The 11,080-nt window shown below is 35.0% G+C and carries 9 protein-coding genes and 1 pseudogene; 4 read left to right on the forward strand and 6 right to left on the reverse strand.

The window, feature by feature from the left end; translation table 11 throughout:
- Positions 1-623: 623 nt before the first annotated feature.
- A complete protein-coding gene (locus AAHB15_RS21800; protein ID WP_342043333.1) occupies positions 624-2,105 on the forward strand; it encodes a hypothetical protein in 1,482 nt (493 codons plus the stop codon).
- Between the two features lie 334 nt (positions 2,106-2,439).
- Here AAHB15_RS21800 and AAHB15_RS21805 read toward each other — a convergent pair whose 3' ends face one another.
- The gene (locus AAHB15_RS21805; protein ID WP_342043334.1) at positions 2,440-2,652 is read right to left on the reverse strand and encodes a hypothetical protein; all 213 of its coding nucleotides are present in this window, start codon (positions 2,650-2,652) and stop codon (positions 2,440-2,442) included.
- A 1,016-nt stretch (positions 2,653-3,668) separates the two neighbouring features.
- Between AAHB15_RS21805 and AAHB15_RS21810 the strand changes: the two genes are divergently transcribed.
- Entirely contained in the window at positions 3,669-3,854 is a 186-nt protein-coding gene (locus tag AAHB15_RS21810; protein ID WP_342043335.1) for a hypothetical protein, read from the forward strand.
- A 194-nt stretch (positions 3,855-4,048) separates the two neighbouring features.
- Here AAHB15_RS21810 and AAHB15_RS21815 read toward each other — a convergent pair.
- Positions 4,049-4,519 (reverse strand): annotated as a pseudogene (locus AAHB15_RS21815) (recombinase family protein); the annotation flags it as partial.
- 3 nt (positions 4,520-4,522) lie between these two features.
- Here AAHB15_RS21815 and AAHB15_RS21820 point away from each other — a divergent pair.
- Positions 4,523-4,723 (forward strand): hypothetical protein, encoded by a 201-nt coding sequence (locus tag AAHB15_RS21820; RefSeq protein WP_342043336.1) that lies wholly within the window; start codon positions 4,523-4,525, stop codon positions 4,721-4,723.
- 202 nt (positions 4,724-4,925) lie between these two features.
- Here AAHB15_RS21820 and AAHB15_RS21825 read toward each other — a convergent pair whose 3' ends face one another.
- The gene (locus AAHB15_RS21825; RefSeq protein WP_026574136.1) at positions 4,926-5,126 is read right to left on the reverse strand and encodes a cold-shock protein; all 201 of its coding nucleotides are present in this window, start codon (positions 5,124-5,126) and stop codon (positions 4,926-4,928) included.
- Between the two features lie 386 nt (positions 5,127-5,512).
- On the opposite strand from AAHB15_RS21825, the gene AAHB15_RS21830 reads away from it, so the two are divergent.
- On the forward strand, positions 5,513-6,139 hold the full coding sequence (locus AAHB15_RS21830) for a metal-dependent hydrolase (RefSeq protein WP_342043337.1): 627 nt from the start codon (positions 5,513-5,515) through the stop codon (positions 6,137-6,139).
- Positions 6,140-6,442: 303 nt separating this feature from the next.
- Here the strand turns inward: AAHB15_RS21830 and AAHB15_RS21835 are convergent, their stop codons facing one another.
- From AAHB15_RS21835 to AAHB15_RS21845, 3 genes are all read right to left on the reverse strand, one after another.
- Positions 6,443-7,558 carry a PepSY-associated TM helix domain-containing protein gene (locus AAHB15_RS21835; RefSeq protein ID WP_335575579.1) on the reverse strand — a complete coding sequence of 372 codons (1,116 nt, stop codon included), beginning with the start codon at positions 7,556-7,558 and terminating at the stop codon, positions 6,443-6,445.
- Between the two features lie 984 nt (positions 7,559-8,542).
- Positions 8,543-9,778, reverse strand: a complete 1,236-nt coding sequence (gene fabF / locus AAHB15_RS21840; protein WP_335575581.1) for a beta-ketoacyl-ACP synthase II — start codon at positions 9,776-9,778, stop codon at positions 8,543-8,545.
- A 424-nt stretch (positions 9,779-10,202) separates the two neighbouring features.
- Positions 10,203-10,781, reverse strand: coding sequence for a TetR/AcrR family transcriptional regulator (locus AAHB15_RS21845; RefSeq protein WP_335575580.1), 579 nt, complete (start codon positions 10,779-10,781; stop codon positions 10,203-10,205).
- Positions 10,782-11,080: the final 299 nt, after the last annotated feature.

An 11,080-nucleotide genomic window follows, 5' to 3' on the forward strand; every position in this document is an offset into this window, starting at 1 on the left:
TGATATTACTCAACTTCTAGGGTTTTTTATTTTTGTCTGCCTTGTGGAATAATGTATTATCCCCCAATTTATTGGGGAAGGTTTGGGGGAAGTTTTAAGTAAAAAAATATATATGTGGACAGACGCATTTTATTTTCACAGTCAGACTGCCAGTAAGGAGACATATTTAATAATACGACACATGTGTTTTATTTATATTCGAGGTCACATAGGTCATAATGGCCTTAATGACCTCGAAATTTACTATAAGAGAGCAGAGATCAATAAAGATTTTTATTATTAAAGTTAACTTATTTTTTTATGGACGATAATTAGATAAAATGTTCTAGCACTACTAGCAAGAGAAATGATCCCTAAGAGAACCTATGTTATTGCAGAATGTTTAAATCATGCCAATTTCTGGAACAGCCTTCGCTCGCGTGCAATGTGGTTATTGACCTGTTCTATATAATTGAAATTGAATTATGCGGCGCCAAACGTTTGGAACGACTCTCCATAATAAGAATTAATCCGTAGGCCTAAATAATTATATATAATAAAAAAATTAGTGAATATATGGAAATCTATTTTTCAAATTCATGTTATGATTATGTATAAGATTTTAATCATATGGAGGGACCTTTTTGGAGTATAAGGAAATACCGAAAGTATTAAAGCGCTATGATTTTGGATCAAAGATGAACATTTGCCAAGAACATTCAAAGCAAGTAATGGCTATGTATGGATTAGTCGCCATCAATGAACTGAGAATGAAAACTTTACCATGGGAACTGGAGACATTCGCCTTGTTTTCTGCTCTCACCGATGACGAATATGATAACAGAAGCTTTGAAGAAAAAAAGGGAAACCGCCAGTTCTGGAACATAATCAGCGCCATTAGGGACTATAACCATCCAAAATTGATGGATAGTTCCGATACCATGAGTTTTGCGGATCGTTTTATGCTAGTTGCCGGCCTAACCCAATTTCCGATTCAAGATGACATAAGATTCAAAATTTATCGATATACCTACATATTCAATTTTGAGAATCCTAAAGTAAATATGAAGCAGCGATTTGTCGAGAAGTTCGGTTGTGAGTACAATGAATTTGTGAAATTGGGTTTTATTATCCAATTCATGTTTTCAAAAGAATTGAACCTCCCTCTCGACCCTAGTATCAGGGACTACGTATTCAAAAAGTATGAGCTTGTGATTAAACACCTGCTCCTAGACCGACAAGATTTCGTCTCTCTTCAACAAAAGGTAACAGGCGAAATATCCCAATATATATATGGCTATAATTATTTCTATCAATTCCCTTTCATTCGGTATAACCAAAATGTCTTTCTTCCCTTGCCACACCTTATTATACATTCGGTTACCTCTTCCCTTATGTCCAGATTGACTAAAGGAAACAATCACCTACGCCAGTTATTCGGTAAAGAGGTACTAGAAAGTTACCTTTTATACTTAAGCAGTTTGTCTGATAGCTATGATGAGGTGAGAAGTGAATATGAATATAACATCAAGCGGAATCAAAGGCGCACTTTAGATGTGATGATACGTAAAGGAAACCAGTGCCTGATGATGGACAGTAAAAGTATGAGTCCTAAATTTGGTTTGAGGGATCTTACGGAGAAGGATGTCGAAAATACGATTTACCGATTAGTGGAATCAGTTGTACAGGTTTATCGGCATATCACGGAACGCTTTCCAAATGAATATGATCCTTTCGATGCTAAATTTGATTTTTCAAAGAAAAATATATTTGGAGCCGTTGTTCTTTACGAGGACAGCTATATTCGTAGAGACATCATCATGAAGAGGGCTGCGAAAGAATTGGGAATAGTGTATGAAAACGAGGAATATAACTATCTATGCTCCAATGTTAAATTATTTAGTTTGTATGAGTTGGAAAGAATGATGTTTCAAAAGGACGATGTCTTCCAATTGCTGACGGAGAACAGAGACAATCCTATTAAGTGGTTTGACCTTACGTTTATCCCTGCAGATAAAGTAGGAGCTTTAATACAAATGGATGATGTTTTGCCCACGATTGAAGGAATGAAAAAGATTCTGGATGACTTTATTGAGGAATTAATAGATGTAGGGATTATTTCATAATAAAGAAGTCTATTTTCGTAATAAATGGTTCGGTTGACAGGAATAAAACAACAAAAAGTAAAGCAAAAGTATACAAAAAGGGCAGCTAATTAGTTGCCCTTTTAACATACAAATTGGCATAGTTTTTTATTTAGACAAATGTTGTATTCACTATTTCGACTTTAAAACTGTGATTACATTTTTGCTTATTAATCTTTCCACTGCCATAGGATGGGATATTTAAAGGAATATTAATTCTTACGGAAACATCTTAAGTATGATTGTCATTGTACTTTTTACCGACGAATCTTTGTAGTTGTCAGTCAAACAGGTCACCGCCTCAGTACTCTTTTTCTCACCGCAAATCTACATGCCGCTTACATTTAATGCACTGGTAAAGGTTTGTTTCTACTTCCCGATGCTTTTTTAATTTCCTACATGTCTGACAGGAAAGAGTGACATACCTGCCAGATAAATCTTTGATTTGCACTCCCGCTCCATCCTCTACAACAATTTCTTCTTTTTCATCCTCTAGAACAGAACAAAATAAAGCATATGTTATCAGCACCGTCAAAATCCCCGTGAAAAACTCACCCAATTTATTTAACCATCCTCCCTGCCATTTAATAGGTAGACTAGCTCACCTTCCCCATTACGAGGATTACTCTATATGAGGTTTGTGTGCAGTACTCTTTCTGCAATTTGTCCACCAACGCTGCATTGTTCAAACTTATTTCGATTATCATCCCTGTCAAGGTTGTAAAGAGAATGAGATTATAACAGATTTAGATTGAAAATATTGATTTAATAGGGTTTTGTTTTTTGAATATATGACTTAGCAAGATGTAATTGGTGGCAGTATGATTGGTTTTGACACCAAACTGCCACCAACTTCATATTCCTTTTTAATTTTTACTGATTATTCGAGGGTAGATTAATATACTTTATTTTCACATCTTCTTTATTAATAAATTCGGTATTCTTTACAATCCACTTAAAATATTACCTAGAAAAAATTATAAGATCCAGTTTCCCTCTCCTTTTTTTAATTTAAATATGATTAGCGATACTTAATTTAATAAGATGGCGACGGTATCAATGTAGCTAAAGAAATACAACTAGTTAGCCTAATTATTTAAAGACAATCTTCCATATTTTATTAAAAAAATACCATATTAAAGAATCACATTTGAACAGGAGGAAAGAAGCCTTGACAGAAGAACTATTTAGACAAGGATCCATATGGTATGATCCCCAACCAAGTCCTTGGATGCCTTCGCCCGTTTGGATACCACCGATTGCATGGCCCCACCCTATACCTAGACCGTGGCCTTGGCCACCTCCAGGACCATTGCATTATCCAGGATTTGTTTCACCATATTACTCACAATCATTTGCAAGTTGTTTTGAAAACTGTATGAGAAGAACTGGTGGAAATCTTTATTATTGTCGGCGTATATGCCCTACTTGGCCACCACTAATATAGTAAGAATAGTTTAAAAAAACAAACCCTATAGAAATTTATCTATAGGGTTATGTTATTAATGGTATCTCCAATGTCCTGTGTCTGAGAGGGAAAACAACATGGCAATCATTGGATATGCAAGAGTATCGACTAAAGACCAAGGCACAATGGCATCAATCTTAGTTCAAGAGTATTATAAGACTGTTTCTAACCCTGATGACGCTAAAGTTATCTATATTGGGGAAGTTGGAGATGGTGCAAGGACAGCAAATTCAATTTTTTTCGAAATAAATGGAATGGGATAATGACGACAAAAATTTTTATGATGCTGAAACTAATTACACAAGGCTAGCTGGTTACAAAGATTATCTAATGCTAGGCAAGCTGAAAACTGAATACAGATAGGATTAAAACTTAGGGGTATAGTCTAACACTAAGGAGTTCCTTAACATAAATGTTGTTTCCTTTTCAAATTATTGGAACTACTTTAAAACACTTACTATAAGTTGCGGTCTTTGATTTTTCGGTGAAGTGTCATTCTGGAAATACCAACCTTATCTGCAATTTCCTGCATTGTCAAACCACCCTTATTTAACAGATAAACAGCATATTCAATTTTTTCTTCAGATGTTGAAGGCCGCCCCGCCATTTTTCCTTTTATCTTCGCCGCTTGTAAACCTTCCTTGGTTCGTTCAGAAATCAGATCCCGTTCAAATTGTGCTAATCCTGCAAACATGGTAAACATAAGTTTGCCGTGTGCAGTTGTTGTATCTAACCAAGATTCTTTGAGACTTTTTAGATTGGCCCCTTTTTTACCAATTGTTTCAACAATCTCAATTAGATCCTTTGTAGAGCGTGAGAGACGAGTAAGATCTGAAACTATAACAGTGTCGCCGCTTCTTAAATGGTCTATTAGCTTATTTAGCTCTTGCCGTTCCCGCACTGTTCCTATTACCAAGGCCGAGTAAACAGTATGATTTATACACTAACGTCCATATTCGGATTCGTTATATATGCGATTATTGGCTATTTAGGTGAAATGGTCACCCCATCCCTTCTATTTCATGCAATTGGTTTAATCATTGCGGCTGGTTCGATCATTTTGTTTATTGTTTCTGATAAACTTTTACGGGTAAAAGAATCTGGGCCTGCCACTGTTGAAGTAGTTAAATAAGAGGCAGATTACAGATCACCGCGGTATTGAACTATGCCGTTCTTTTGTAAATTAGCAGAATTCGTAATTATGTGATACACTTTGATTACCATTTGATTTACTGTTTACATGTGCCCTACTCAATCGTGAGCAGGGCTCCTTTTTTTGATAAATAAATAAAAAACAGACTCTATAAAAAGAGCCTGCTACGAGTTTGTTATTATTAAGCTTTACGAACGTTAGCTGCTTGAGCTCCACGTTGACCTTGCTCAACATCGAAAGTCACAGCTTGACCTTCTTCTAAAGTTTTAAAACCTTCGCCTTGAATAGCTGAGAAATGAACGAATACGTCTTCTCCACCTTCACGTTCGATGAATCCGAAGCCTTTTTCGCTGTTAAACCATTTTACTTTACCATTTTCCATTTTTGTTGCCTCCTAGTGTGTAAAACACACAGTGTATTACTATCCTTGCTCTCAGTGATCATCAAGACGAAAAGTTCTACTTATACAATCCTTTACACCGAACAAAAATAATTCTTATATATATTACCATTTTTCAAAAGCGTTTGCAAGGACCTAATTATATCTCCAGCTTGTAAACTTAACTCCCCTTGGAATCAACTAATAATATGATCATAGATAAGTTTGAAAATTTTAAAAAAACCTTTCATATTAAACAAGATTTTGTTAGTTCAAATGAAAAAAGCTACTAAATACCTATTTTAGCTTCTAAACAGAACAGATGTTTTGATGTAAAATAGATAATGTCTGTTTTTTAACTATTTATGATTATTAAAGGTGGAATTAAATTGAATGGTACATCACATGCAGTCATTGGATCAGCAACAGGATTTATTGTTGCTAATACATTGCAAACCTCTCCTACAGCGACACTCTTGTTTGTTGGATTAGGAGGCGTCTCAGGATTAATCCCTGATCTAGATATTGACGGTAAGCTTCGTGGAAAAATTACTTTGTCTCATAAGGTGATACGGCTATCTGCCCTGATAATTGGAATGATGATGATTTTTTATAGTTTCATTGAGAAAACAAGGGGTGATCGATGGCTGGGGATTGGGATCGGCATTTTGATTATAGTGGTTGCATCCTTAATTAAACAAAAACATATGTTAACCATTACAGGGATTGCCATACTGTTAGGAGGTTTCTCGCTAGACGAACGATGGTTAATTTTGCTTGGAATTTACATTGTCATTGCGTCCTTTTCTTCACACCGCAGCTATACCCATTCCATCTTAGGGATTGTTTTCTTCGGGATTATTGCTTCCAATTTAGAGGCTTCACTTGGGATTCATGGTGTTTTCTCTTCCTGTATAGGTGGTTACATCAGTCACCTGATAGCGGATTTAAAAATACTCCCATTTAATAAACGTGGGATTAAACTGTTCTTACCGCTGTCATCCAAGGAATTATAACTACATATTTTCTTGTGTTGCATTTATGAATTCTAATAATCTTTTATCCTTATTACACTATCGGGGGCTTATACATAGTATTGTTAAAGCCCCGTTACTTTAAGAGCATAATTTCACAATGTGCTCCCTTTAAGTGCTATCCCTTATCCATTATTATTTTATAAAACTTCTTATACCGCTCTTAATACTTTTGAAATCTAAGGATGTTTTAAATCTAATAATAATCAAATTTGCACGAAAACATAGACTATCAAAAAACAATTTTAAAAAACTTAAATTTAAGAATGAATACAAGCTTTTTTATTATGCGGCTTGAACTGCTCTCTTTTTTTGTTTTCTTTTGTTCTTTTTCTTAAACCACCACATATAAGTTCCCGTAAACATTAGAATGGTTGGAGTAAGACCACCAATTGCGTATAAAATTTTAGTAAATATTCCTCCAAAAGTTCCTGTATGTAAAGGATGATGCCATATTTGATAAAGTAGACCACTGTTTATTTTTGGATCTAACTTGCCTATTATTTTTCCATTATACTGGTCTAGCCATACTCGTATGTTTCCATCCCCAGGGTCGTAAGAACGACTAAGCCGAATTTCTATTGCCCCTTCAGCCATTCCTTGCTCCATCTTTTCTGGCATTCTAACTTGAGTAATTGTTCCCTTAGGTACTTCTTTTTCAGCTTTACTTAATAAAAGATCCAGAGGAAGCTTTCCAGTTGGAAGAGGTTTAGAAATAAGATTCTCTTCTGGAAGTGTTACTTTTGCTTTTCCTCCAAACCAACCGAAAATTGTCTCATCGTATGTAAAAAGGGCTCCTGTTAATGAAACGATCAATAAAAATGGTATTGACAATGCCCCGAGGATCTTATGTAAATCATAATTCTTTACAAAAACGTTTTTATTGCGTCTCATTTTAAAACCATTTTTCCATTTTTTTAATCCTGGCCACCATAAATATATTCCTGACAACGTAATAAAAAAGAAAAGAATTCCAATTATACCTACAATATTCTCACCTTTAAAATCTTCCAGTAGGAGCGATCTATGAAAATCAAGAATGATATTAAACAATGTCTTATCTCCTAATGTTCCATTTATGTGTCCTGTTCCAGGATCAACAAATATTGATTGCTGCTTTTCACCTTCTTTAAGTCGAAATAAGTAAACTCCTTTCGCCTCTGGTTCATTTGGTGTATATACACGTTGAATTTCTCCTTTTGGATATGAGTTTGTTACAGTTTCCAATGCTTGTTGATAGGTTACTATTTTGCTTTCTGTTACTTTAAACAAATTAGGATGTATTAAATGATTTAATTCTGGTTCAAAGACAAGTAGACTTCCAGTTATTCCAATTAGCACTATAAATATACCCACTAACATGCTCAACCATAAATGAATTTTTCCAAGTACTTTCCGCATATCATAAATACCTACTTTCCAACAAATAAGAATAAAAAACTAAAAATAATAATAACTTATTACCCTTAATCAAAATTTGCGAATTTGAATTCAAGGACCTTTTCGCAAAAAAGATAGGAATCGATTGTTTTTTTGCTTTATTCAACATAACAGAGATAAATCATGATTAACAAGATCTGATATTACAGGAATCCTGTCAATGTTTTTGGGTATTTCTTTTTGGGTCCTTTTTTCTTTACGTCCATTAATATTAAACACTTCATCAAAGCCAGTTGTTAATAATTTTTTAGAAAACACACCTAAATGATCTCCACCTACAACAACTTATTCACCTCCTCCATCAAACATCAGGATAATCCAAACTCAGAACAACTCGTTCTTTAATCATATTTTTAGAATGGTAACGATCAAAATTTATTTTTAGAGACTTGCAAAAAAAGGGTAAAAAAGCTTAATGCAATTGATTATCATTATCATTTAATATTTTAAATGATAATGATAATCAACGTCAATTTATTTTTATACCTATAAAAAAATTAAAACTAGCTACCAAGCCCCACTTATCCAAAAAGTCGTCTTTTCATGTCTAATTCCTCCATAGCCTTAACGGTAGGAATCTCTCCTTTTTCCAGCGCACTAAATACTTTTTTGGGTACTACCAGCGAAGCTGTCACCACCCGCAATAAGGAAATATCAAGATTACAATAAGTTATTTAATTTAATACTTCAAACATATATACCCCCGTCCTTTTTTAGATGGGGGTAAAAATAGAGTTGTTAAATTTTTTATAAAGGATGCTTTAGCAATAAAGTCGTCTAAAACTCTAAGTTTTATGCCACAATCACGCCCTATTGTGGCATAATCGAAAAATATGAGGAAGCAACAAAAATGGCTCCTCTATTACTTTACTAAGTATCGAGTTTAAAAGCGTTTAATCGATAAGAAAATATATAATCTACCGATTAGCATTTCTAAGGTCTTATCTATATAGAGAACTTCTTAAATGCCAACACCGCATTATGCCCTCCAAAACCAAATCCATTAGAAATAGCACAGTTTATTTTTGATTTAACTGCATGGTTTGGAACATAATCTAAATCACAATCTTTATCCGGTATTCCGTAATTGATAGTGGGTGGAACTATATCTTCCATAATACTCTTAAGGGTTATAATAGCCTCAATCCCACCAGCTGCGCCAAAAAGGTGTCCAGTCATTGATTTAGTAGAACTAACCTTTAAGTTATAAGCATGAATACCAAAAACACTTTTAATAGCATTAGTCTCTGATTTATCTCCTTCAGGGGTACTTGTCCCATGCGCATTAATATAATCCACATCAGTTAATTGGATATTCCCCATATCTAAGGCCAACCTCATCGCGTTTGCGGCTCCGTTGTAATCAGGGGAAGTAATATGATAGGCATCTGTTGTGGAACCGTAACCTACGATTTCTCCTAAGATGGTCGCTCCTCTTTTTCTCGCATGTTCATACTCTTCCAGGAATAAAACACCAGCTCCTTCAGACATGACAAAGCCATCTCGCCCGCTGTCAAATGGTCGACTAGCCTTTTCTGGAAAATCATTCAAAGTAGACATTGCTCTCATTCTTGAGAATCCAGAAAAAGCTAATGGATTAATAGGAGCTTCAGCCCCTCCAGCTAAAATGCCATCAGAATATCCATGTCGAATATTTAAAAATGCCTCCCCAATTGCTTGATTCCCTGTTGCACAAGCAGAAACAGGTGCAAAGCTGGGGCCCTTAAAACCCGTTTTTATAGAAATAATTCCCGACGCCATATTACTAATCATCATAGGAACCATAAATGGAGAAACTTTTCTTGGTCCTTTTTCAATTAAAGCTTTATGATTATCTAATATAGTATTAATTCCTCCAATACCGGAACCAATATAAACCCCTAATCGCTCCTTATTTACATTTTCAAAATCCAGATTCGCCTGTTCTAAAGCCTGCTCGGCAGCAGCAACAGCATATTGTACGAATAAGTCATATTTACCCAATTCTTTTTTATCGAGATATTGCTCTGCATCAAAGTCGGTAATATATCCTGCAATTTGGGTGCTAATATTGTTAAAATCATCAGATTTTATTTTTTTGATGCCTGACTTACCTTCTTTAATATTCTTCCAAAACGCTTGAACCGTATTTCCTAACGGTGAGATGACTCCATATCCTGTCACTACAACTCTTCGTTCCATCAACAACACTCCTCTATCATTAATTTTCACATTACTATTTCAAAAGATATTTATGTTGTTCCAATATTTTCGAAAAAAAATTATCCCCTTATACTTTGTTCTTCCTTGGTATATGTTTCGATCAATTTTCGAGAATGTTCATTCTAATTTCGATAAAGTGGAAATAGCCTTAGTCAAAGGGAAAACTCACATATATTAGAATGTTCATTCTAATTAAGATAAAGAAATATTGCCTTAGTCAAAGGAAGCCTCACATATATTAGAATGTTCATTCTAAATAAGATAAAGAAATATGGCCTTAGTCAAAGGAAGACTACATATATTAGAATGTTCATTCTAAATAAGATAAAGAAATATGGCCTTAGTCAAAGGAAGACTCACATATATTAGAATGTTCATTCTATAATAGTCAAAAATAAAGCTCTCACCTCCCTAAAACTTTTATCGATATATTGGCTATACGGTGAAGTTTTTCTTTGGCAACCGTAGTTCTAGCCATTACCCTTAACCCAACCCCAACATTATGCAGATATTCCGCCATTTCCCCGGCATCGTAATTAGAGGTGAATTCACCATCCCGCTGTCCCCAAAGGATAATTTCCTTGAACAGCTTCTCTAATGTTTTGAATGCTTCAGTGGACTTTGTATCAACATCTGCATCGCGCGCTGCCAATTCCACCGCCGAATTCACCATTAAGCAGCCGGATGGCAAGTCCTCTTCTCCACCAATCATGAAGCCAAAAATAAACTTTAGAGCATCCGCTGCAGTCCTGGAACGTTTAATTCCTTCTGTAATCGCGGCGTTGTTTTTGTCGCCAAAACGATCCAAAGCTTTTAGAAACAGCGTATGTTTGTCGCCAAATGTGTCATACAAGCTTCTGCGATGGATTCCCATTGACTCGACCAGATCCGTCATGGATGTCTTCTCGTAACCCTGTTCCCAGAAAAGCCTCATCGCTTTATCCAATACTGCGTTCTCTTCAAACTCCTTACTTCTAGCCATTTCAATTCACCCCGTCATCAATATAACATATTGAGAACAATCGGTAAAGAAAGAAGGGAGTTGTATAATTTTCCATTGGGGTTAAGTTAATTGGAAAGGAATTACCTAACGAATACCGTTAGTTCAATATGAAATGGGTCACAACAGAAAAATTAAAGTATCATGATTGAAATCTTTTTAAGAAAGAGTGAAACCTATTATAGCCGTCCTATTTTCATTCAAGCGATGAAGAATTTAACTTGGCGCCTTTAACCTAGCTATACGAAGATAGAAGCCGTATATGAAACCAGTCATAATGT

This window comes from Bacillus sp. OTU2372 (assembly GCF_038440275.1).
GTDB lineage: Bacteria > Bacillota > Bacilli > Bacillales > Cytobacillaceae > Neobacillus > Neobacillus bataviensis_B.